Consider the following 22,012-nt stretch of genomic DNA (forward strand, 5'->3'; position numbering starts at 1 on the left):
AACCTTTACTTTAATCAATATCATGCACAATCATATAATAAGCATGTTTTTTGGGGAAGGGTTATGGGTTCTATGCCTACTATTATTACTAGTTCTGTTAATAATGTAAGTGTCAGTATCACGGCTTCCCTGTTTTTCAAAAATGGGAGGAAAGTATGACTTTCAAGCTATCTAAGACTCTTGGAGCAATTGCGGTTGGTGCAATGGCAATGTCTCCAGTAACAGGTATGGCTACTGTAGATTTTGGTAATGACGGCGAAGCTGTTGATTTGGTAATTGGCTATCAGCCATATTACACAGAATCATGGACAGGCGTTGTCAATAACGGCATGGCATTCTGGAAGAATCACCTACCTGCTGGCTCAACCGCTGATTTCCAAGTTGGTCTTCAGGGTTCAGTTATCGTGAATGCGATGGCTGGTGAGAAGCAGCATATTGGTTACATGGGTGACATGCCAGCGATTGCATCTACATTTAAAGTGATTCCTGAGCGTGGTGGTACAGACATTCGTATTGTGGCAGCCCTTGGCACATCAATGCAGCAGTGTAACATCTTCCTAGTTCGTAACGACGCCCCTGAATTTGCTAATGGCAGAGACGCTGTTAAGTGGATGGATGGCAAAATCACATCTGCACCACATGGCGCTTGTACTGACCGTTTTGCCCAGCTTGCATTCGCTGAGTCTGGCATCAAGCCAAGCAAGTATCTGAACCAGAACATCGAAGTTATCACAACTAACTTCCGTGCTGGTAAGCTGGATGCGGCTGCTATCTGGGAGCCAACTGCAACAAAGATGGTTGAGAGCGGTATCGCACGTCGTGGCGCTTCAGGCATCGATTTTGGTGCACTTGATGGTGCCTTTATGGTTATGCTGAACGATTTGATCGAGCAGCGCCCTGATGTCGTTACTGGTTGGTTGAACGCCGAGCTTGACGCGCAGATCTTCGTGGCTGATCCAGCTAACGCAGACGCTGTTGCAACAATGGCCGAAGCACAGACAGAGCAGATTGACAAGTCAATCTTGAAAGCATCTCTGTATGACAGCCCAATCGCTGGTTCTAACAAGTTAACACTGGACTTCGTTATCAGTGATCGTGCTCGTAACCTGATGGCTGACGCTACAGCATTCTTGTACTCACTGAAGAAAAAGCCTGCTGCGACACCTACAATTCGCTCAGGCGGTGTTATGCCACAGTTCGCTGAAGATGTTCTTCGCGCCCGCGGTATGACTTCACCAGTTGGTGTTATCAACGCAAAGTAATTTGCTTGCAATATAACATAGACACCCTGAGAATTAATTTTCTCAGGGTTTTTTTATATAAGAGAATGTTTTTATTTGTTTTTTTACTGTTAAATTCAGCTTATTGATTGCGTCACTTAGTTATTAAAAATGATCTATTACTGAAACGCTTTGATTGCGCGCGCAAAAGTGCGACATTTTGTTACTAGTCTAAGAAGAATTCAAAAATCTAATTCTGGGAGTTCACAAAGATGGCCACACAACAAGTTGCGACAGGACGCCAACGGCGCACCGAAGCACCCAAGGGATTGGACATGGTCCAATATCGATTTGTAAAGGCGTTATCCACGCCAACACCATATCTAACCGCAATAGGCGTAGGATTGTGGTTGTTTACCTACTGGATACTTTGTGAAGGGCTTGAAGTTTGGCGTTTTACCAAACTGCCTGGCCCAGTTGCCATTTCAAAGGACTGGTTCTCACCTGAGCCGTTCCAGGGCATCTCAATTTTTACCGCAGAATATTACGAACATATCTGGGTAAGTTGCCAGCGAATTGCCATTGCCTTTGGTATTGCGACAGGTGTTGGTGTGCCACTTGGCCTGTTCATGGGCTGGTCTAAAAAGATACGCGACTACGCTTTTCCCCTTCTGGAACTCTTCCGCCCTATTCCTATTCTGGCATGGGTGCCGCTATCGATCCTGCTTCTGCCGGGCTTTGAGGGGCCTGTAATTTTCCTTGCCACCTTGGCGTCTTTGTTCGTGACAACATTGAATGCTATGCTTGGCGTGGACTCAATCGATGATGATTATTTCCGTGCTGCTGGCTGTCTTGGTTCAAGCAAATGGGACGTGTTCAAAAATGTCGTTGTGCCGGGCGCACTTCCTTACATCTTTACTGGATTACAGATATCAATCGGTGTGGCTTGGTTCTCGCTTGTTGCCGCTGAAATGGTCTCCGGTGATCTTGGTTTGGGCTATCTGATCGTTGATGCCTACATGAACAACGTTACCGTACCTATGGTGATCGGCATGATCACACTCGGCTTCATTGGATATGTAACATCAGTCATGGTGCGCATTCTGGGTGACAAGCTCATGGACTGGCAAGTTCGCGAACTAGCTCAACAGGATCGCTAATAGCGCCTCATTACCGATTTAAAAAAGGGATTATAAGGTTATGACAAAACAAAACGCTTCAAAAAACGGTGCGGCTGCTTCAAAAGGTGCCATCAGCATCCGTAATGTGACCAAAATCTATGACCCTGAAGGGGTGAATGTTAAGGCTGTTGATAATTGTTCAATGGAAATTGCCGGTGGCGAAATCTGTATGATTGTCGGCCCGTCTGGCTGTGGCAAATCGACTTTGCTGAACGCAATTGCTGGGTTCCACTCTATAACCGAAGGTCAGATCGACGTTGATGGTGAGATGCTATGTGGTCCAGGCCGTGAAAAAGCTGATCAGGGTGCTGATCGTATGGTTGTGTTCCAAAATGGAGCTTTGTTTCCATGGAAAACACTGGTCGAGAATGTCGCTTATGGTCCATTGGTTCAAGGTGCACTTAACAAAGTTCAGGCGATTGACAAGGCTGGCACGATGCTTGCCGAGGCTGGCCTTGGCGATGTGATCAATAAATATCCTGGCGAAGTATCTTCGGGCATGAGCCGTCGTGCCGAGATTGTGCGAGCGTTGATCAATGATCCAAAAGTTCTGCTTCTAGACGAGCCTTATCGCGCGATGGATGCATTGACCAAACAGATCATGCACGAATCACTGCTTGAGACTTATGACAGAACAAAGGTTACAATCTTTTTCATCACGCATGATCTTGAGGAAGCCATTTTCCTTGGCGACAAAGCGCATGTGGTAACCACACGTCCATGTCAGCTCAAGAAAACTGTCGAAGTGAATATTCCGCGTCCACGTTCATTCGAGACGCAGTCATCCGAAGCTTTCCGAGCCTTGCTGAGCGAAGTGAATGAAGCGGTCCACGAAGAAGCAGTCAAGGCCTTTCAGGCTGGCGAACGCGAGATGGCTTAGGCCACAGATCGGAAAGGTATTGAATTATGGGAAATAGTACTGTGCAAAAACGTTCTAAATTTTCAAAAATAATGCGTAGCGTTGAGTTGAGACGCGCAATCATGGCTATCTTTGTGTTTTTGGTTGTGTGGCAGTTTGGCGCATTGATTGATGACTGGACAGGTTATGACATGCTGGGAATCGGGCTTGTCCCGCCACCAGTGGATGTTCTGATCACATGGGCTGATGTTGTTCCTAATCTGGGCTATTGGCAAAGTTGGGTTGCTAGCTTCCAACGCGTTCTGGCTGGATTCCTTGTTGCCATGATTGTGGGTATTCCGTTTGGACTACTGCTGGCAGTGAACAAGTATTTCCGGGGGATTTTCTTCCCACCATTTGAAATTCTTCGTCCAATTCCACCACTAGCTTGGGTGCCAGCTTCATTGATTTTCTGGCCTACAAACGAAATGTCTATTGCGTTTGTGACCTTCCTAGGGGCGTTCTTTACCATCGTGATTAACGTTCTTGGTGGCGCGCGGGCAATCGATGTAAGGTATCTACGTGCGGCGCAATCAATGGGCGCAAGCCAGTGGCATCTGTTCTATAGAATCATTCTGCCTGGCACATTGCCGTCAATCTTTACAGGTGCCGCCGTGGGTATGGGTATTACCTGGGAGGTGGTGCTGGCTGCCGAGATGATTTCAGGTGGTGGCACACAAGGTGGCGGTGGCCTCGGCTTCTTCATCTGGAGTTCATATATGGGTGGTTCACTTGAGCATATTGTTGTTGGCATGATTTCGATCGGAATCGCGGGCTATCTCTGTTCGAGCTCAATTCGTAAATTAGGGATATTCTTCATGCCGTGGCGACGTCTGTTCTAGACAGCGTTTGTAATATTAGGCAACAGAACAATTAAAGGTTACAGGGAGTATACCAATGTTGACCAATCGTAATTCCATCGCCCGCGCTGCTAGTGCTGGCGGTGCTACCAAAGCAAATAAATCGGCAAGTAAGCCAGAGGCAGGTAGCACGATCGAACTAACAAATGTATCAAAGGCTTCTGGTGAAGAATGGTTGTCAGATCAGATTCTTGATAATCTGAGCCTGTCGATTGCGCCAGGTGAAATGACTGTTATTGTGGGGCCGTCAGGTTGTGGAAAATCAACTCTGGTTAATTTGCTTGCCGGCTTTGAAGAGCCTGACTCAGGCAAGATCACAATTGATGGCGCTGAAATCACTGGCCCCGGCAAAGACCGGATGGTGGTGTTTCAAGAAACCGCGCTGATCCCATGGCAAACAACTTTTGAAAACGTTGTTTTTGGCCCCAAATTACGGGGTGATATGAAAACAGCGGATCTTGAAAAAGAAGCCAAAAAGCTACTTGTCAAAGTTGGCCTTGGGGAATTCATGAGCAAATTCCCACTTCAGCTTTCTGGTGGTATGCAACGTCGGGCCGAACTGGCTCGGGCCCTTATCAACGAGCCTAAAGTGATGATCATGGATGAGCCATTCCGTGGCCTTGATGCAATGTCGCGAAGCCTAATGCAGGAGTTCTTCCTGCAGCTATTTGAAGAGAACCGTCGTACAAATGTGTTTGTTACATCGGAAATCGACGAAGCTATCTTCCTTGCTGACAATCTGATTGTTCTGACGAATAAGCCAACAAGGGTTGAAAAGATTATTGATATCAAACTTCCTCGTCCGCGGAATTACAGCATGTTGACCTCTGCCGAAGCGTTTGAATATAAGCGTGAAACAATGGCTATTCTGCATGAAGAAGCGATGAAGAGCTTTGCAAACACATCTAAGGGCGTAGCCTAACGGCTACGCTTCAGGGCAACGACCATGCTGGATTTCTTGTTCCTTATTTCAGCTAAACCGGTCGTTGTCACCCTGGCCACAATTGGTGCCATTCTCGCAACATTCTCAGCTGCGATAGAAAAATTCTTTACTGGCAAAACTGTCGATAACGATATTGACAAAAAGCATATTCATCCTGCTGCCAAACCAGCCTTTGATAAAAATGTATCACCGCGTCCCAAGCCATCTTTTGAAAGTTGGCTTAACCGCTTGGGTTATGGCATTATGGGCGTTAGTGTTATTTTGTTTATTATTGCTGGGTTCATTGTCGATCTTCGCGGGTGAATAGGCTGACACGCAGGTATTAAGTAGCCAAGCAGGATCATCGTGTTAATAGACGCCCAAAACCTATCCAAATCCTATGCCTCAAAACCTGCTGCGCGGAATGTATCATTCAGCGCTAAGGCGGGCTCGATTATTGGTCTGCTGGGCAGTAATGGTGCTGGCAAATCAACCATCATGCGGATGCTTGTCGGCTCGCTAACACCCGACGCGGGGCAAGCCTTTATCAATGGCTATGACATTGTCACGCAGCGTCGGCAGGCACAACATCAGCTTGGTTATCTTCCAGAGTCAGCGCTTGGCTTTAATAATCTCAGCGTGCGGGAGTTTTTGACCTTTACCGCCGAATCACGTGGTTTTTCTGGACAACAGAAACGCACGTTGATCGATGATGTAGTCGCCCAGCTTGATCTTGGCGGTGTTCGGCATAAGCTTCTGGGAACACTGTCTAAAGGCTGGCGACAACGAAGCTGGCTTGGTCAAGCTTTGTTGCACAATCCGCCTGTATTGATCCTTGACGAGCCAACAGACGGGCTTGATCCCAACCAGAAAGCGCAATTGCGCGAAAAGCTTAAATATCTTGGCCAGACCAAAACAATCCTGATGTCGACGCATATTCTGGAAGAAGCCGAGAATATGTGCGAGCGTCTTGTTGTTATGCGCGATAGCCAACTTGTTGCCGATGGACCAACAGCGCAATTTCTTGATAAGAATGGACGACTTGAAAGCGCAATCCATGCGTTAACCGCCGCCAATACAGATGGTATAAACCCCAATAATATAAGTGTAGCCGAACCAGTCAAAGCCGATAATGGGGCTGGATCATGAAAGCAAACCAAGCTGAGTCATCACAAATGGCCATGATAATGGCGGCCGCCAGACATGAATGGCGGCAATTAACCTATTCGCCATTAACACTGATTTTTCAGGTCGGGTTCTTACTGACCTTGGCCACTGCGGTTTTTGTTATTGGCGACTTTTTCAGCACTGATCTGGTGGTCATGGATTTGCAATGGACGTTTCTGCCGTGGGTCGCAAATGTCTTTATACCTGCATTGGCAATGCGGGCTTTTCATGGGCAGAATAACGAAGGGTCTATGGAACTAACCTTGTCGCTGCCGCTATCAGCCGCCAGTATCACAATAGGCAAATGGCTTACTGGTAGCTTTATCCTGTTGATCACACTTGCCATGACATTCCCATTTGCAATGACTATCGCCTATCTGGGGTCACCTGACTGGGGCATCATCATTGCCGGGTATATTGGTGCCAGCTTGTTATTGGCATCAGCCTATGCTGTTTCAATGCTAGCCGCCGCGCTATGCCGAGACCAGATTGCCGCTTTTGTGTTGGGACTGGGGTTTTTACTGGTATTGATGTTGCTTGATTCAGGGCTTGGTGAAGTGACGATCCTGCCACCAGCTTTGCAATGGATTGCCGATACATTATATCTGGCAAGCCCACGCCATTGGCTTAATGAAATGGCTGATGGGCGGATTGATCTAGCTGGATTGGTCTATTTTATCGCCCTGATAGGCCTGACGCTGGGGGCGACAACCATTCTGCTGTCGCGTTTCCGGCGCAATGCAGCGTTAAATCTGGCCAGTATATGTGCACGCCTTGGCCTGGTTACTGGCGGCATTGTATCAATCATGGGCTTGTCTGGCCTATTATCAGGCGTCCCTATTGCGCTCGACCTTACGCAACAGAAAAGCTTTAGCCTGCATCCTGAAACAATTCATATTATGAAACAGACCCGATCGCATGTAAAAACACCGATTGATATCACATTATTTTATAACAAAGATGAAACGCCTGTACCGGCACGTATCCGCCAGCATGTACGGCGGGTTGAAAGTCTGCTCACCCAATTTGAAACTTATGCGGATGGTGGCATCATAATCAAAAAAGTAGCTGTCGAGCCGGATAGCGTCACCGAAGAAAGCGCACTTCTCGACGGTATTCAGCGGGTGCCCATGTCATCTGGCGATAGCTTGTATTTTGGCGCAACTTTCCAGCTTGGTGACCGGCATGCCGCCATATCCTATTTTGATGAACGCCGTGCCGAATTGCTGGAATATGATCTTGCCCTTGCTGTGAGTAATCTGGGGCGCAAGACAACACCGAAAATAGGCATCCTTTCATCATTATTCATTCCACGGAATGTTGATGAACCACGCCCGGGGTTGGCTATCCTTGAAGAACTGAAAAACCAATTTGATATCGCTATCATCCCTTATTTTGGTGATAGCCTGCCAAACGATCTGGATGCGTTACTTGTTATTGACACGCCTGTTCTTAAAACCGACATGTTGCGGGCGATTGACAGCCATGTCATGGCTGGCAAAGGGCTAATGGTGATGGTTGACCCACATCAACGGCTAAACCGTGGCAACGCCAAATTAGAGGTAGCGCCGATCAGCCAGACCGACATCTTAACAATCATCGATCTTCTAGCTAGCTATGGGATCAGCTTTGATCAAAACCTGGTTATTGGCGATAGCACTATGGCGGCTACCGTTGTGGGTAATGATGGCAATCAAATCAACTATCCTTATTGGCTTCGCGTACGGCGTGATGCGCTCTCAACCACCCATAGTACAACGGCCGATTTGAACGAACTGCTTTTTGCCGAAGCTGGTTATTTCAGCCTGTCATCCTTTGAAAATAGCGATCTGACTGCCACTAGTCTGGTCACTACAAGCGGCGAAACCGGTTCGCAAGACCGTAAATTATTCCGGTCTTCCGCGCCTGATCAGCTTGCCGCCAGCTTTAAGCCCGATGAGGGCGGTGTGCGCTCGGTTGCTGTCCATGTTGGTGGCGCATTGCCAACAGCCTTTGATGGTGATTCTAGGGCGGATTCTGCGTCTATTTTTGCGATCGCTGATACTGATTGGATTTATGATCCGATGAGCTTGCAAGGTTCAGGCGAAGGCGGTGCCGCATTCCTGCGCCCTTTGAATGATAATTTTGCCTTCATGGTGAATATGGTCGAATTTCTTGCTGGGGATAACCGCCTGCTTGGCATCCGGTCACGTGGCAATCTGGTGCGCTCTTTCACTCTTGTTGAAGAGATGATGCGTAACGCCCAGCAGATTTATAAAGACACCGAATCCAATTTCATCAATCAAATTGCCAAAGTCGAAGGCAGTATCACCGAAGTTCTGAGCCTCACAGGGGCTAAATCGGTTGATGAACTGCCCAGCAATTTGCAGAATCAGATACGTGACCTGCAAACCATGCTATTACCTCTGCGTCAAAAATTACGGCAAATAAGGCGATCCATGCGCGAGGATGTTGAAACCCTGTTCCAGCAGGCAACCGTTTTTAACATTATAGCAGGGCCACTTCTGGCACTGATACTTAACCTGTTATTCTGGTATCGGCGCAAACAAGCCTAGGCACCAGACCAAACGCCCTAATGTAGTTTTACCGGTAAATTGATTGGTCCACGAAACCCAAAACCCTGGAATAATACTGGTTTGCCCAGATCAAGCGCCAGATTGGGAAACCGGTCGAATAATCTTGGCAGAACAATATCGGCAACCGTGCGACGCGCAATATGCGTTCCAAGACAGAAATGTGGTCCATTACCAAATGCCTGGTGTGGTTGCTTTGGCCGATGAAGGTTAAAAAGATGCCCATCTTCATACACATCTTCATCGTGATTTGCCGAAGCTTGAATCGTCATCACAACATCACCTTTGGGAATTAAATAGCCGCGAATTTCGACATCTTCTAGTGTGCGACGTGAACTAACCTGAATGGGTGCCACCCAGCGCACTGATTCCTCAAAAGCATGCTGCCACAAACCGTTATCACTTTTGGCATCAGCAAGTTGATCGGGATTGGTCAGCAAGCCATAAATCGCCGTTAGCATGGCATCACGTGGTTCATTGATACCGCCGCCAATCACAATTTTTATGTTAGAGCGGATCACATCAATATCCATAGGCATATCAAGATTCAGCATAGCCGCAATGGCATGTGGAGTTTCATTCGCATCATGATCATCAACGGTTTTTTGGATAGCGTTATTGATCTCATCATTAGCCCTGTCGGTTGCTGCAAATGGCGCGTCCGCCCACCCAAAATTACCTGCCCCATCGATCAGCGTCTGCGACCAGCGACATAACTCATTATCTGATGCATGTTCAAGACCGATGAGATGTGACAGACAGCGCGCCGATACCGGCGCGGCCAGCGCGTGAAACAGGTCAACTGTTTCGCCACGAGGCAGACGCCCAATATAATCATCAGCGATCTTTTCATAAAGCGGCACCCAAACATCACGAATGTTACGTTGTGAAAAGGCCGCCGTCATCGCATTACGTTCCCGCATATGTTCGACACCATCCTTACGCATAAGCGTATGCGCCTGAAATGCCCGTTTCATAGGTGTGCTTGGATCGTCAGAACTGAATATCTGCCAGTTATCTTTGACAAATTTTGTATCTTCTGCCTTGGTCAGCATAGTGCGCTTGACTGACGACACATTGACTACAGGATGGTGATGTCGCGCTTTTTTATAAAACCGATAAGGGTCGTGCGTCAGGTCAGCTATCGTGACAGTGTCATCACATGGGGCTAACGGCATAAACAACTCCATCACTTACATAGATATGTTAAGCCTATAGATAAATCATGGACAAGCAAAGCAGTATCAAAACCGCTTCATGCCATGAGGTTCATAAATTTTTGCACACAGAGGACCGCTTTAACTGATCGGTTTACCAGCCAACCCGATCAATGATTTTCTGCGCCGTGACTGATAGTCTGGCAATTTCGGATATGGGCGTTTGATCTTCTTTGAAGGTGCCCCAAAGCTTGAGATCATCGGGAAGATCCAGGCTTTCATTGACTGGATATTCATAATTGATTTTGGCATAGAGGCTTTGTGCCTTTTCGGATACCAGAAATTCCAGTAAGCGTTGGGCATCCCCCTTATTCTTGGAATGAATAGCGATGCCACCACCTGAAATATTCACATGTGCACCGCGATCATTCGCGCCCTGATTGGGAAAAACAACATTGATTGAATCAGCCCATTGGCGATGCGCGGCATCATCAGAGGTGAGCAAATTGCCGTAATAATAATGATTGAGAATGGCGATATCGCATTGCCCCTCAAAAATAGCTTTCACCTGCGCACGGTCATTACCCTGAGGGCGTCGGGCAAAATTGGCCACCAAATCTCGCGCCCATGCTTCGGCCTTGACCTCGCCATGGGCAGCAATCATCGATGCCACCAGCGCGCGGTTATATACATGCGATCCCGGACGCGAACAAATCTTGCCGCGCCATTTTGGATCGGCAAGATCCTCAATGCGAAGAACAGCGCCATCAGCAACCCGGTGCTTTGACACGCCAACAATCCGGCTGCGTTTTGATAAGCCAAACCATGTACCATCCTGACTACGCAGATGTTGTGGGATGACCTGATTGAGAATATCCGACTGAACCGGCGCAAATAAACCCTTTTCGGCATATACACTAAGACGGGCAATATCTACCGTCAGCACAAGATCAGCAGGGCTGTTGGCTCCTTCGGCTGCAAGCCGTTGCGCCAGACCTTTGGACGCAAAGACCACATTTGTCTTGATGCCTGTTTCGTCTGTAAAGGCGTCCAGAAACGGTGTAATCAAAAAGGCTTGGCGATGCGAATAGATATTCAGCTCCGAGGCATGCGCCGCTAAATGTCCAAAGACAGCTATCCCCGCCACCGTAAGCTTGATAAAAAATCCTGTTATATAGGTCTTCACGTCAATTTTCCTTTATTACATCTATTCTGTAAGTGCCATTTACTGATAATAATAATGAGAATGGTTATTATTATTAAATTTACTTAGGTGATTTCTTATATCTAGTCAACAATAAATGATAATAATTCGCAATCGTATATATGAGCATTGCCCTATTGTCTTTACCCATTCTTATTTGAAAACAACATGAGCTTTATGATTTCACTCTGTTAACTATACTTGGTGGCACAGCCACTGATCAGGCAAGCCGTAAAGTGATGACCCCAGCAAGGATGATTATTGTCACCACAATTTTCATAGCCGTTAGCTTTTCTTTGAGCAGCATAGTGCCAAGGAACAACGCAAAAATAACCGAAGTCTCGCGCAAAGCAGATACAACGGCAATGGGTGCTGATAGACACGCCCATAACACCAGCACATAGGCGATATAGGATAAATTCCCCCCAATCAGTAGAACTTTGCGCCCTTCTGTCGAAATACGGCCAAGAACCCCGTGATGAAACAGCCGCAAATATAATATGAAAACCGCGCCATTGATGACGGTCACCATCCCATAAAAACTTAACGCATTTCCTGCATGACGCGTTCCATGCCCGTCAACCAGCGAATAGCCCGCAATAAAACAACCAGTAATCAACGCCAGAACCAAACCCGTCAACGGTGTCTGTGTCCGATGAAACTGGAAAATGCCATGTAAGATAATACCCCCGGATACCATCATAATGCCGAAAAGCTGTTGCTGTGAAAAATCGCTTTTGATCACCAGTATGCTGACAAGTGTAATAAGCAGGGGGGCAACACCGCGCGCAATCGGATAAATCTGCGTCAGTTCGCCATGCCGATATGCGTGCATCAAAAACACCTGATACCCCAAATGAAAAACCGCACTTCCCAACAGATAAGGCCAACTGGAAACAGGTGGTAAACCAACAACCAGCAGTCCTATAACAGCAAGTGGCAGATGCCCTATCATGATCGCGCCTATGCCCAGCGCTTTATCATCGCTTCCACGTACCTGAAAATTCCAGAAGGCATGCAAAAAGGCCGCCAGCAAAACCACGATAATCACAGTAAAATCCATTTTGCCTGCCTCTGAATATCTATAAACAAATTTTCTGTTCAGGTGCTAGCAACACCACATGCCTAGGCTTTGCTACGCGAAGCTAGCGGGGCTTTTGCAACGTCCGCAAGCGATAGGACAAGATACACAACACATCACGCGCAAACAGACCCGATTGCGCCACCTTGTCGTCAAATGGCTTTTCCGAAACCATGGGGTTTCACATGCTGTCAAACAACGTGTTTCTCCATCAAATCCATCCTCGATAACGCCCATATCACCAAAGATTTAATTTTACGCATTTTCACTTAACCCTAATATTAGATCGACAGTGCCATATCTTCACGCGCAAAAAAAACAATTTCATTTTCATACTTAGCCTGCAAAGTGCGGATATCTGTATCAGTTCGTGTCGGTGCGTGATGCGCTATCGCAAGCCTTTTACACACAGTCTCAGCCGCAAATTGAATCCCCTGTTCAACGGATGAATGTCCCCAGCCCTTTTTGCTTTGCAACTCGGCATCAGTAAACATCCCATCCCAGACAACCAGATCAGCATATGATGCAAATTCATGTAATGCCACCTGACTGGCAGGTTCATATTCATGATCCTGAAAGAAGCATAGCGTCCTGTCACCTGCGGTTAGCCGATAGCCACTGGCACCACCCGGATGATACAACGGAATAGACGCCATCATATGGCCAGCTGGCAACAAGGCATTCAGCATGGCAAAATCGATAAATTCGAGATGACTAAGTGCCGAGATCGCATCAACGGGAAAATAGCTTCCACTGAAATAACCTTGCAACTTATCACGAAGATCAGCCTTGTCGGTCAGCGCGCTACAGACATAGATATCCTGCCGGCTGGCAAACAAGCTGGGATTAAAAGCCAGCCCCTGAATATGATCATGATGAAAATGGCTATAGATAATAAAGACCGGCAGATCGTCGCGAATTTTGATGTTGCGGAATCCACTGCCCGTGTCAAAAATAATCTGGCATTGTGGGGTGATGATATCAAGCGATGTGGTGCTACCGCCAAATTCGACATAATCCTTACCCGATACCGGCGTCGATCCACGAACCCCAAAAAATGTAACATCCATACTACATGCTCACGACTAGCCATCTTGCCAAAGGCGATGGATAGACCGTCTCACTTTGCACCGGCGATTGCAATATCTGTTCGGGGTTTTACAAGATTAACCCATATCCCATTCGGCAACAGGGTGGCGATCTGGGCACCATTCATATCGGAGTCATAGACAAGCTGTCCAAGCACAAACTAATCTGCCTTGTTTCAGACTTACTGGTGTTTCTTGATCAAATATAAAAGCGTGTTTCCTATGCGAATGGAACACTGCACTGTTTCAGAATAAGATTTATATTTACATTACAAGTTAGACGTATTCTTAAAATTAGCTATATATAAAACCATATCAGTTGACATGCTAAGACTTCGCAATAATATAGTAAGTATAGATTTTAGTGTTAGTTCTTGGTCATGTTATGGTTTTATGAAGCACAGGATTGAAGCCTCATATACTATTGTCAAATCTATACTTACCGCAATTGGCACGCATTGGTTTAGCGCCGTCATAGTTACCTATATTTGTCTGTTTTTTTTGCAGGTGAATTTTATATTTCCAATTGAAAAAGCTTATTTTGATGAGTCTACGACATATGCTAGCCTTCTATTTCTTCCACATGCGGTGCGTGTAATCGCTGCTTGGTTGCTTGGCCCCAAAGCCATTCTGGCACTTTTCCCCGCGACCGTGATTAGCGCGCATCTTTATGAGCCTTTGACTCTTCAGGCACCGGCGCTTTATATATATTGCCTCGCCAGTTCAGCGTCCGCGGTCATTGCCTTTGAATTTCTAAAACTGATGAAAATGAATGTCTATCCATCGGGTAAGATGAAAAGCTGGCGCAACATCTTGTTTGCTGGGTTTTTGGCGTCATTTATTAGTACGTTTGGTGGCATTTATTTTATAGATGCTCGTTTGGACTTTGGCAAAGTAGTTGAGCTTAGCTTCAGATATATCACTGGTGATACTTTAGGTCTTATTGTTTCAATGTTTGTCCTCATGATATTATTTCGTTATGGTAGATATTTCGAAAATAGATGAGGAGATAATAATGTCTTCATTCAGCCATTATGCGAATCTACGGCAATTGCTTGCCGAGATGGAACATGATCTTCAAATTTCTTCCCTGACCGAAATTGACAAAAAGATCATTTCAACATTGGTGTTGCTTAGAGGCAATACAGACCAGCCCGTGCATCTTGATGATATTCGCAATCACGAACTAACGCAGTATATTCCCAGCCCTACATTATACCGGTCATTCCAGACACTCATCAAAAACGGGCTCATTAAAAAAGTCGGCTCGGTTCGGTCTGGGCTGTATCATATTGTGGCAAAGGATGTTTAGCTAAGCCTGATACATCTCTGGCGCGAATTTGTGTCTGGCAGCCTATATGAAAAGACGTTGAACTGTCTCAAAAAATCTAAAACCGCGACAGCGCGCATCAGAAACAATCTATCACTGATGAAAAACCTGATGCTAGGGCTACTCAGATTATCCAGAAATAGCCTGTTCCAGATCAGCTATCAGGTCATCGGGGCTTTCCAGACCAATGTTCAACCTAACCAATCTACCACCAAAATCTTGTCCAGGTCGATCAAGGTCAGGATAAACAACAGCAAGGCTTGTTACTCCACCCCAGCTAAGGCCTATTTTGAAAATAGCTAAGGCATTCAAAAAGGCCACGACCTGTTGTGGGGTTACTTCGTGAGTAAACAGAAAAGAAAATATACTTGCCGAGCCTTTGAAATCGCGTTGCCACTGCGCATGCCCCGGACAGCTAGGCAAGGCAGGATGAAACACCTTGGCGATGCTTTTATGACCCGCCAGCCAGTGCGCCACCTTCAATGTTGATTTTTCAAGATGTTCAAGGCGCACCGCCAAAGTCTGCAAGCCACGTAACGCCAATGAACAATCATCAGGCGATACCGCCAGACCCAGCTGGCGATAAACCGAACCTAGTGCCTTATAAGCGCGCGCATCACGTGATGATACTGACCCTAAAAGCAAGTCGCTATGCCCACCAACATATTTGGTTAAGGCCTGAATACTGACATCGACATCATGTGCAAAGGCATCAAACAGCACGCCAGCGGCATAGGTATTATCAAGCGCTACCGAAACGCCTCGGCTATGGGCTGCCGCAACAATGGCGGGGACATCCTGAACTTCCATCGTCACCGAACCGGGACTTTCACACCAGATCAGCGTCGTATTATCGCGAAACAGAGCACTGATATCACCACCGATTAACGGGTCATAAGCTTCAACCTCTACGCCAAAATCACGCAATATCCCTTCGGCCATTTCTCGGTTAGGGCCATAGGCTGAAAAAGGGACAAGCGCATGACTCCCCGCTTTACAGAATGCCATATAGACAAGCGCAATGGCAGCCTGCCCACCAGGCACGATAAAGGTGCGATGCGCCCCCTCAATAGTGGCAATGCGCGTGGCTAGCTCAAGCGTTGTTGGCGTTCCATAAAGACCATAAGAATAGCCATTCTCAGCTTGTTGCCAGTCATCACTTACCTTTTCCTGACTGTCAAAAACAACCGTTGAGCCCCGATAGACAGGTGTCGTCAAAGCGGTGAAGTCATTACGTGCTTGAGGGGTTGGGTCGAGTAATTTAGTACGCCAGTCCATATCGATTTCCTATGTCAGCCACCGGACATCCGGCATTATTACAAAAATCATATGGCTATGCGTACCGTCAAGTCACGCGAAAAACATTATCATTTGGCACTAGGTTATATATGTCACATCTTGCACAGTCGCCGAACAATGCTAAAAAGGGCTATGGACACGAAAATCAAAAATCTCGAAGAAAAAACTGCCATCCTGCAAGCTGAATTATTGCAGATGAGTGATGAGCTATATGCCCAGCAAAAGGAAATTGAACGGCTTCGCCTGGATATAGGCACCCTCAAAAGCAAATTACAAAATGCACCAACTGACAGCGGCATATTGACTGCCGATGAGGATGTACCGCCACCGCATTATTAATTTATGTTTTGATGAGCTAGCAATTTGCGGCGTGTCGCGTTCCTGTCTGTTGACAATAGCCCTGCGACTGCCTTTAGGTCCCTACCCCCAATACACATATGGCTTGGAAGAACTGTCTAATACAATCCTGTATCTAGGCATATTGTCAACATTAGTATAGCTTGGTTTTTAGCATGAAAAGCAGATCGCTGTTATAGGAGTTTACCTGATGACCATTGAACGTATGCACACAAGCCAGCGTATGAGTAAAATCGTAACGCATAATGAAACCATCTATCTATGTGGTCAGGTTGGCAATCGTGGCGACTCAATCGAAGCCCAAACCACCGAAGCTTTGTCACGAGTCGATGCTTTGCTAGCCGAAGCCGGTAGTTCAAAGCAACACCTCTTACAGGCGGTCGTATGGTTAAAATCAATGGATGATTTTGATGCCATGAATAAAATCTGGGAAGCTTGGGTTCCCGATGGTGCTGCGCCTGCACGCGCTTGTGGCCGTGTCGAAATGGCCTCGGAAGAATTGCTTGTCGAAATCACGATAATCGCCGCAAAATCATAGCCACTCTTTCACATTAGAGGGCAACGGATATGACAGCGAATGATACAATCACGCTTTTGGGATGCCAAATTGACATCCCAGCAATGACCTCAGCAGCCGAGCGCGATGCGCATTTAGCCGTAACGGCTAAAAAGGTGCGAAAGCAATTATCGTATCAGCATGCTGACCTAGTTGTTTTGCCTGAACTTTCAAGTATTGATTACGCACGTGCAAGCTTTGACTGTTTAGACCAGCTTGCCGAGCCACTAACGGGTGCATCTTTTGAAATTTGGCGCGATGTCGCCCGCGAATGTGGCGTATTTATCAGCTACAGCTTTGCCCGACAGGATCAGAACGGCTGTTTCATTTGCGTGGCAATTATCAATCCGGATGGCGAACTCATCGGGCATTATGACAAGCTCCATTTAGCACATTATGGTGCGTCGATGGAAAAGGACTATTTCACACGCGGTTCGCATTTATTCACCTTCAGGGTAAGGGGATTCTGTCTTGCCCCGATCATCTGTTATGACATTCGCATGCCCGAACTGACCCGTAGTTTGGTGCTTGATCATGGTGTCGATGTTATCTTGCATTCTGGTGCCTATTTCCGTGATCCGTCATTTCCATCATGGCATGCCTTTGCAACAACCCGCGCCATTGAGAACCAGGTTTTTTTTATGTCGCTTAATCGTGCAGGTGAAGATTATGGCCATTCGCTATTCTGCTGGCCGTGGATGGATGACACAATTGCGCCTGTCATATTTGCAGAAACACAGGAAGATTTTAAATTCGTGACACTCAATAAAGGCATGATGCGAGATGCGCGCCGTGACTATGCGTTCCTGCATGACCGGCTTGACGATTACACCCTGCCGCTAAAGTCAGGTTAGGCCAAATATGCTATCAACTCTGTTTCGTGCTATCAGCCAGTCATTTATCGAACGAAGCCTCAACAAGGCCTATGCCAACCGGTTAGATGAACGCGGCAGCACCCCTCAAGGCGTGTTCTGGAATTCACGGCAAAATCAAATGGTGCGCTTTGCCGCGCTTTTATCCGTTGTAACCGGACATGTAGCATGGAAAAAGCCAGCCCCCCGCACCCTTAGCATCGCTGATATTGGCTGTGGATACGGCGCCATGCTGGAATTTATCAACACACATCCGCAATATGCCCATCTTCGCTATATGGGACTGGATATAAACCCAGCGATGATCGCCGCATGTCAGGAAAATTTTCCAAACGCATCAGATCTGTTCACATGCGGTAAAAAACCCGTTTCGACTGTTGATTTCAGTGTCTTTTCAGGCACCTTCAACCTATGCCATAGTGACGATATCCGGCGCTGGGAAGCCTATATGTTTACCTGTTTGGATTCCTGCTGGCAAAACAGCCGCATGGGTATGGCGCTAAATCTTTTATGCGCGCCTAAAGCCAAGATCAGTAATCATATTTATTACGCTAACCGCGATGATTTTATCGACAAGGCAAGCGCCCGTTTTGGCCCTACCCGTGCGATCGCGACGCGCGAGGTGAAAGAGGATTACACCTTTTTAATCACCCGCAATTCATAAATAATCCACTCAGGCAATAGTTCGTTTTAACACTTTACCAGCGCGCGCGCCTGATGCGCTGCCATTTTGCCAGGCTATCTGACCATTGACGATAACCACTTCAATACCCGAAGCATATTGCTTTGGTTTTTCATAGGTTGCTTTGTCAATGACTGTATCGGGATCAAAAATCGTGATGTCGGCATAATAGCCAGGCATGATCAAACCCCGGTCTTTCAGCATGAAATTACCTGCCGACAAACCTGTCATACGATGCACCGCGTCATATAGCGGCATAAGCTGCTTTTCACGCACATAATGCCCAAGCACCCGCGGAAAGGTGCCCCATAAGCGAGGGTGCGGATGCGCATCTTCGGGCAGACCGTCTGACCCTATCATCGCATTTTCAGACGTCATGATCCGGTCAATATCAGCTTCATCCATCATGAAATATATGGCACCACCTGGCATCAGCTTTTCCATCGCTTCAAGCGGGCTCAGGCCAAGTTCATCGGCGATATCATCCAGATCACGGCCACTCATCTCAGGATGCGGATCCGACCACGTGACGATGGTGCGCAACGCGCCCATGACATTAGTTTTATTCAATACAGTCGAACAAGCTTCATAGGGATATATATCTAGCGCTACGGATTGGGTTTTACGCGCCGCCGCCATGATTTTCAGGGTTTCGATACTACGTCCGAAATTCTGCTTCCCCTGACATTTATGATGTGAAATAACCACAGGCACATTGGCTCTGGCACCAATCTGGAGTGATTCTTCGACACTTTCGATAACATGATCAGCTTCGTCACGCATATGCGTTGTATAAATACCGTTATAATCCGCCAGCACGCTAGCAAGGGCGACAACTTCCTCGGTTGGCGCGGCATGTGCCGGATCATAGAACAACCCCGTTGACAGGCCAATAGACCCGTCACGCAGTGCCTGTGCAAGCTGGGCTTTCATATAGTCAATCTCATCAGGCGTGGCGGCACGATCCAGATCCTCGCCCATCGCATTCATACGCAATGTCGTATGGCCAGTCAGAAACGCACTATTGACCGAGGGCTGCGCAGCATCGACTTTGGCCATATAGCTAGCAAGGTCAGGCGCGACAAATTCTTCGGATTTGAACACTAACCTTAGCAATCCTGGTGGTTCTCTATTCAGATCATAAGGCGCGCCGCTAATACCGCAATTACCACAAATCACCGTGGTCACACCCTGGCTTAGCTTGGCTTCCATATCAGGCCTGATAATCAGCGCGGCATCATCATGCGTATGCACATCGATAAAACCAGGCGCAACCACCAGCCCGTCTGCATCGGTCACATGTGCAGTGTCACTATGCGCCAGATCCCCAATAGCCACGATCCGGTCACCCGCAATCGCGATATCAGCCTTCACGCCCGCAGTGCCACTGCCATCAATGACCAGACCGTTACGGATGATATGATCTGGAATAATGTCTTTTAGCATCTATTTCTCCTATCTGGGCGATCTTGCACAGCACAGCATGCCATGAAACCAGCACACACTATATGCTAGCGTTTCAGATACCAAAACAGAAGTCGTTTATAATAGGGGCAATTTAGACGTGACCGACACCAAGTTAATAAGGTCTAAAATCTAAATATATAGTAGGCACAATCTTGAAACTTTAATTAGCTTTTTCATATTGTTGATAATGATAATAAAGAAAGTCAGTTGAAATTTTATGGTTTTCATGAACTTTAATTCTTTGCCCATCAAGATCATTTAAGTTTCTTACTAATAACTTTTTTGGGTCAATATAATAGGCAAACGCGTCAAATTGTTCATGGTGGTTTGGACATAAACAAAGCATGTTTTGAATAATATCCGGACCATTATGAGGGTGCCCTAATGCCTTTATATGGGCACCGATTGCTATTGGTCCAAAAGCAGAATTAAGTTTTATACCACATACCTGACAAGTGTGATCATACATGGTTTTAAGCTTTTCACTCAATTTAACATCACGTTTCAATCGTGAAACCAATGACATTTGGCGGGCAGTTGGCTGAAAAGCAGGCTTAAAGCTTCCTTCTAATTTTTTTTCAATATATTTACGGTTTTGATTACTTTCCAAATGGAATCGACAGATCACGAAACCACTAGCGCCTCTAACTCTTTCGTATTTTTTGACGTGGTACAATCCATCATATCGGTAACCACTTTCGGGTCCGCATTCAATTTGATACCCACGAACGACCCTAACCAACAAGTTGTAATCACAACTCAATTTTAAACCTTTGTTGCCCCTAATAAATTCTTGATCTGATACTTGGTGCCCTGTAGCCAAGTCTCGACCACCCTGACCAGTATATATAATGTAATCCAAATCATCGACGTCATCTTCATAACCACCAGAAAGCACGATTGAATAGGCACCTTCCGCCGCACCCGAAATACCCGCCTGTAATGGAGTGTGAACACCAGCTTCCGCAAGCGCTTTTCTTGACTTAAAAATTTGTCCTATACTGACACCTTCTACAGTCCCAAACATATATTACCATAAAATAGTTGTTGTTTAATTTGGGTAGTATAATACTCAAATTAAACAACAACTACACTTGTTTCCCCAACCCAAAAAGCAGGGACATATGCCCCTGCTTTTATAGTCTATCAGACCCACTATAATAGTTGTGTGCGGCGGGCATCTTTAACCTAATATATCTTCACTAACGCTGGATAATCTGGTTTTCGCTATAGGGCTAGAACCATCTCAACATGCCAACAATGCCAGCGGCAGCGTAGAAAAACTGTAAAAATAGAATGCCTCTATGCTTGCCTGCATAGGCCCATAGGCCAATTGAAATGGCTGATATAAACAGCAATGTAAAACCAACAAATTCTTGGCCTATATTCAGGGCGACCAGCATCGAATAGGTGATGGCGGTGATCACACCAAACCATTCAAGATATTTCGGGTTTCTAAACATTATGGCCTCCCTTATCGTGCGCATGTATCTTTACATATAGCGGTGCCATGAAGCATGTCCATTGATATTAAAGCCCAGACCGACGTCACCTTTGCGGTCACAGGCACAGTCACAGGCACAGGCACGGTCTCCGCATCCACCCACACGACACATATCGTAACCGTCAGCGATGACTATCATTACACATTGACCAAGGGCGTTATATCCAAAGAACAGCTTATAGCTTTGTCGTTTGACTTTCTATTGGCACGCGAGCCAAACATATCTATTTTGGCACGCTTTGAATTGCCCGTAATTGCGCGCTATTTTCCAGAATATGAAACCGACATTGTCGCTTTATGCCCGTCATAGCCCTAACCGTTTCTGGCAAATATTAATGCCGTTAAGGTAATTTGCAACATGCCTGAAATCACCACTAAGCGCCTCATATTGCGTAAAGCGACATCGCGCGACAAAAGCACTCTTATCAGGGAAATTGGCGCATGGGAGGTTGCCAAATGGCTTACGCGGGTTCCTTATCCCTATACCGAACATCACGCTGACGAATTTCTGCACATCATAAAAGACCAGCCATTCAATGTGAGTATTTTCAGACAGCACAAATTAATTGGTGGTGTTGTACTAACCACCGATGC

The 22,012-nt window shown here is 46.5% G+C and carries 23 protein-coding genes and 1 pseudogene; 16 read left to right on the forward strand and 8 right to left on the reverse strand.

What is annotated here, in order from left to right; genetic code table 11:
• The first annotated feature begins 155 nt into the window (after positions 1-155).
• From ACTF7Q_RS01750 to ACTF7Q_RS01785, 8 genes are all read left to right on the forward strand, one after another.
• Complete coding sequence (locus ACTF7Q_RS01750) at positions 156-1,262, forward strand: taurine ABC transporter substrate-binding protein (RefSeq protein ID WP_438996132.1); 1,107 nt, start codon at positions 156-158, stop codon at positions 1,260-1,262.
• A gap of 230 nt (positions 1,263-1,492) precedes the next feature.
• Positions 1,493-2,380 (forward strand): ABC transporter permease, encoded by an 888-nt coding sequence (locus ACTF7Q_RS01755; protein WP_438996133.1) that lies wholly within the window; start codon positions 1,493-1,495, stop codon positions 2,378-2,380.
• A 40-nt stretch (positions 2,381-2,420) separates the two neighbouring features.
• Positions 2,421-3,281, forward strand: a complete 861-nt coding sequence (locus ACTF7Q_RS01760; RefSeq protein ID WP_438996134.1) for an ABC transporter ATP-binding protein — start codon at positions 2,421-2,423, stop codon at positions 3,279-3,281.
• 26 nt (positions 3,282-3,307) lie between these two features.
• Positions 3,308-4,141, forward strand: a complete 834-nt coding sequence (locus ACTF7Q_RS01765; RefSeq protein ID WP_438996135.1) for an ABC transporter permease — start codon at positions 3,308-3,310, stop codon at positions 4,139-4,141.
• A gap of 55 nt (positions 4,142-4,196) precedes the next feature.
• Entirely contained in the window at positions 4,197-5,081 is an 885-nt protein-coding gene (locus ACTF7Q_RS01770; RefSeq protein WP_438996136.1) for an ABC transporter ATP-binding protein, read from the forward strand.
• A 24-nt stretch (positions 5,082-5,105) separates the two neighbouring features.
• Entirely contained in the window at positions 5,106-5,405 is a 300-nt protein-coding gene (locus tag ACTF7Q_RS01775) for a hypothetical protein (protein WP_438996137.1), read from the forward strand.
• A 42-nt stretch (positions 5,406-5,447) separates the two neighbouring features.
• Entirely contained in the window at positions 5,448-6,230 is a 783-nt protein-coding gene (locus ACTF7Q_RS01780; protein WP_438996138.1) for an ABC transporter ATP-binding protein, read from the forward strand.
• The gene (locus ACTF7Q_RS01785) at positions 6,227-8,803 is read left to right on the forward strand and encodes a Gldg family protein (protein WP_438996139.1); all 2,577 of its coding nucleotides are present in this window, start codon (positions 6,227-6,229) and stop codon (positions 8,801-8,803) included. The genes ACTF7Q_RS01780 and ACTF7Q_RS01785 overlap by 4 nt, the downstream gene beginning before the upstream one ends.
• A gap of 17 nt (positions 8,804-8,820) precedes the next feature.
• On the opposite strand, the gene ACTF7Q_RS01790 is transcribed toward ACTF7Q_RS01785, so the two are convergent.
• The 4 genes from ACTF7Q_RS01790 to ACTF7Q_RS01805 all read right to left on the reverse strand — a co-directional run bounded on the left by ACTF7Q_RS01790 (position 8,821) and on the right by ACTF7Q_RS01805 (position 13,333).
• On the reverse strand, positions 8,821-9,999 hold the full coding sequence (locus ACTF7Q_RS01790) for a cytochrome P450 (RefSeq protein ID WP_438996140.1): 1,179 nt from the start codon (positions 9,997-9,999) through the stop codon (positions 8,821-8,823).
• Positions 10,000-10,132: 133 nt separating this feature from the next.
• The gene (locus ACTF7Q_RS01795) at positions 10,133-11,164 is read right to left on the reverse strand and encodes a Fe(3+) ABC transporter substrate-binding protein (RefSeq protein WP_438996141.1); all 1,032 of its coding nucleotides are present in this window, start codon (positions 11,162-11,164) and stop codon (positions 10,133-10,135) included.
• Between the two features lie 238 nt (positions 11,165-11,402).
• Positions 11,403-12,245, reverse strand: coding sequence for an EamA family transporter (locus ACTF7Q_RS01800; RefSeq protein WP_438996142.1), 843 nt, complete (start codon positions 12,243-12,245; stop codon positions 11,403-11,405).
• Positions 12,246-12,544: 299 nt separating this feature from the next.
• Positions 12,545-13,333 (reverse strand): MBL fold metallo-hydrolase, encoded by a 789-nt coding sequence (locus tag ACTF7Q_RS01805; protein WP_438996143.1) that lies wholly within the window; start codon positions 13,331-13,333, stop codon positions 12,545-12,547.
• Between the two features lie 411 nt (positions 13,334-13,744).
• On the opposite strand from ACTF7Q_RS01805, the gene ACTF7Q_RS01810 reads away from it, so the two are divergent.
• Positions 13,745-14,356, forward strand: a complete 612-nt coding sequence (locus ACTF7Q_RS01810) for a hypothetical protein (protein WP_438996144.1) — start codon at positions 13,745-13,747, stop codon at positions 14,354-14,356.
• Positions 14,357-14,366: 10 nt separating this feature from the next.
• Complete coding sequence (locus ACTF7Q_RS01815; RefSeq protein ID WP_438996145.1) at positions 14,367-14,663, forward strand: hypothetical protein; 297 nt, start codon at positions 14,367-14,369, stop codon at positions 14,661-14,663.
• A gap of 147 nt (positions 14,664-14,810) precedes the next feature.
• On the opposite strand, the gene ACTF7Q_RS01820 is transcribed toward ACTF7Q_RS01815, so the two are convergent.
• Entirely contained in the window at positions 14,811-15,959 is a 1,149-nt protein-coding gene (locus tag ACTF7Q_RS01820; RefSeq protein ID WP_438996146.1) for a cystathionine beta-lyase, read from the reverse strand.
• Between the two features lie 153 nt (positions 15,960-16,112).
• On the opposite strand from ACTF7Q_RS01820, the gene ACTF7Q_RS01825 reads away from it, so the two are divergent.
• The 4 genes from ACTF7Q_RS01825 to ACTF7Q_RS01840 all read left to right on the forward strand — a co-directional run bounded on the left by ACTF7Q_RS01825 (position 16,113) and on the right by ACTF7Q_RS01840 (position 18,429).
• Entirely contained in the window at positions 16,113-16,319 is a 207-nt protein-coding gene (locus ACTF7Q_RS01825) for a SlyX family protein (protein ID WP_438996147.1), read from the forward strand.
• A gap of 208 nt (positions 16,320-16,527) precedes the next feature.
• Positions 16,528-16,875 carry a RidA family protein gene (locus ACTF7Q_RS01830; protein ID WP_438996148.1) on the forward strand — a complete coding sequence of 116 codons (348 nt, stop codon included), beginning with the start codon at positions 16,528-16,530 and terminating at the stop codon, positions 16,873-16,875.
• 29 nt (positions 16,876-16,904) lie between these two features.
• Complete coding sequence (locus tag ACTF7Q_RS01835; protein WP_438996149.1) at positions 16,905-17,747, forward strand: carbon-nitrogen hydrolase family protein; 843 nt, start codon at positions 16,905-16,907, stop codon at positions 17,745-17,747.
• A 7-nt stretch (positions 17,748-17,754) separates the two neighbouring features.
• Positions 17,755-18,429 carry a class I SAM-dependent methyltransferase gene (locus tag ACTF7Q_RS01840; protein ID WP_438996150.1) on the forward strand — a complete coding sequence of 225 codons (675 nt, stop codon included), beginning with the start codon at positions 17,755-17,757 and terminating at the stop codon, positions 18,427-18,429.
• A 9-nt stretch (positions 18,430-18,438) separates the two neighbouring features.
• Here ACTF7Q_RS01840 and ACTF7Q_RS01845 read toward each other — a convergent pair whose 3' ends face one another.
• From ACTF7Q_RS01845 to ACTF7Q_RS01855, 3 genes are all read right to left on the reverse strand, one after another.
• Positions 18,439-19,893, reverse strand: coding sequence for an N-acyl-D-amino-acid deacylase family protein (locus tag ACTF7Q_RS01845; RefSeq protein WP_438996151.1), 1,455 nt, complete (start codon positions 19,891-19,893; stop codon positions 18,439-18,441).
• Between the two features lie 181 nt (positions 19,894-20,074).
• The gene (locus tag ACTF7Q_RS01850) at positions 20,075-20,941 is read right to left on the reverse strand and encodes a YDG/SRA domain-containing protein (RefSeq protein WP_438996152.1); all 867 of its coding nucleotides are present in this window, start codon (positions 20,939-20,941) and stop codon (positions 20,075-20,077) included.
• Between the two features lie 208 nt (positions 20,942-21,149).
• Positions 21,150-21,377, reverse strand: coding sequence for a hypothetical protein (locus ACTF7Q_RS01855; RefSeq protein WP_438996153.1), 228 nt, complete (start codon positions 21,375-21,377; stop codon positions 21,150-21,152).
• 54 nt (positions 21,378-21,431) lie between these two features.
• On the opposite strand from ACTF7Q_RS01855, the gene ACTF7Q_RS01860 reads away from it, so the two are divergent.
• Both ACTF7Q_RS01860 and ACTF7Q_RS01865 read left to right on the forward strand, forming a co-directional pair.
• Positions 21,432-21,728 carry a hypothetical protein gene (locus ACTF7Q_RS01860; protein WP_438996154.1) on the forward strand — a complete coding sequence of 99 codons (297 nt, stop codon included), beginning with the start codon at positions 21,432-21,434 and terminating at the stop codon, positions 21,726-21,728.
• Positions 21,729-21,776: 48 nt separating this feature from the next.
• Positions 21,777-22,012 (forward strand): annotated as a pseudogene (locus tag ACTF7Q_RS01865) (GNAT family N-acetyltransferase); the annotation flags it as partial.

Origin of the sequence: Puniceispirillum sp. (SeqCode), assembly GCF_965657105.1 — a bacterium.
In the GTDB taxonomy this organism is placed as follows: Bacteria; Pseudomonadota; Alphaproteobacteria; order Puniceispirillales; family Puniceispirillaceae; genus Puniceispirillum.

Bases quoted from the DNA above. Each gene is read 5' to 3' on its own strand.
- ACTF7Q_RS01750 (WP_438996132.1), top strand. From the start codon at position 156: ATGACTTTCAAGCTATCTAAGACTCTTGGAGCAATTGCGGTTGGTGCA.
- ACTF7Q_RS01755 (WP_438996133.1), top strand. From the start codon at position 1,493: ATGGCCACACAACAAGTTGCGACAGGACGCCAACGGCGCACCGAAGCA.
- ACTF7Q_RS01760 (WP_438996134.1), top strand. From the start codon at position 2,421: ATGACAAAACAAAACGCTTCAAAAAACGGTGCGGCTGCTTCAAAAGGT.
- ACTF7Q_RS01765 (WP_438996135.1), top strand. From the start codon at position 3,308: ATGGGAAATAGTACTGTGCAAAAACGTTCTAAATTTTCAAAAATAATG.
- ACTF7Q_RS01770 (WP_438996136.1), top strand. From the start codon at position 4,197: ATGTTGACCAATCGTAATTCCATCGCCCGCGCTGCTAGTGCTGGCGGT.
- ACTF7Q_RS01775 (WP_438996137.1), top strand. From the start codon at position 5,106: ATGCTGGATTTCTTGTTCCTTATTTCAGCTAAACCGGTCGTTGTCACC.
- ACTF7Q_RS01785 (WP_438996139.1), top strand. From the start codon at position 6,227: ATGAAAGCAAACCAAGCTGAGTCATCACAAATGGCCATGATAATGGCG.
- ACTF7Q_RS01790 (WP_438996140.1), bottom strand. From the start codon at position 9,999: ATGCCGTTAGCCCCATGTGATGACACTGTCACGATAGCTGACCTGACG.
- ACTF7Q_RS01800 (WP_438996142.1), bottom strand. From the start codon at position 12,245: ATGGATTTTACTGTGATTATCGTGGTTTTGCTGGCGGCCTTTTTGCAT.
- ACTF7Q_RS01805 (WP_438996143.1), bottom strand. From the start codon at position 13,333: ATGGATGTTACATTTTTTGGGGTTCGTGGATCGACGCCGGTATCGGGT.
- ACTF7Q_RS01810 (WP_438996144.1), top strand. From the start codon at position 13,745: ATGAAGCACAGGATTGAAGCCTCATATACTATTGTCAAATCTATACTT.
- ACTF7Q_RS01815 (WP_438996145.1), top strand. From the start codon at position 14,367: ATGTCTTCATTCAGCCATTATGCGAATCTACGGCAATTGCTTGCCGAG.
- ACTF7Q_RS01820 (WP_438996146.1), bottom strand. From the start codon at position 15,959: ATGGACTGGCGTACTAAATTACTCGACCCAACCCCTCAAGCACGTAAT.
- ACTF7Q_RS01825 (WP_438996147.1), top strand. From the start codon at position 16,113: ATGGACACGAAAATCAAAAATCTCGAAGAAAAAACTGCCATCCTGCAA.
- ACTF7Q_RS01830 (WP_438996148.1), top strand. From the start codon at position 16,528: ATGACCATTGAACGTATGCACACAAGCCAGCGTATGAGTAAAATCGTA.
- ACTF7Q_RS01835 (WP_438996149.1), top strand. From the start codon at position 16,905: ATGACAGCGAATGATACAATCACGCTTTTGGGATGCCAAATTGACATC.
- ACTF7Q_RS01840 (WP_438996150.1), top strand. From the start codon at position 17,755: ATGCTATCAACTCTGTTTCGTGCTATCAGCCAGTCATTTATCGAACGA.
- ACTF7Q_RS01845 (WP_438996151.1), bottom strand. From the start codon at position 19,893: ATGCTAAAAGACATTATTCCAGATCATATCATCCGTAACGGTCTGGTC.
- ACTF7Q_RS01850 (WP_438996152.1), bottom strand. From the start codon at position 20,941: ATGTTTGGGACTGTAGAAGGTGTCAGTATAGGACAAATTTTTAAGTCA.
- ACTF7Q_RS01855 (WP_438996153.1), bottom strand. From the start codon at position 21,377: ATGTTTAGAAACCCGAAATATCTTGAATGGTTTGGTGTGATCACCGCC.
- ACTF7Q_RS01860 (WP_438996154.1), top strand. From the start codon at position 21,432: ATGTCCATTGATATTAAAGCCCAGACCGACGTCACCTTTGCGGTCACA.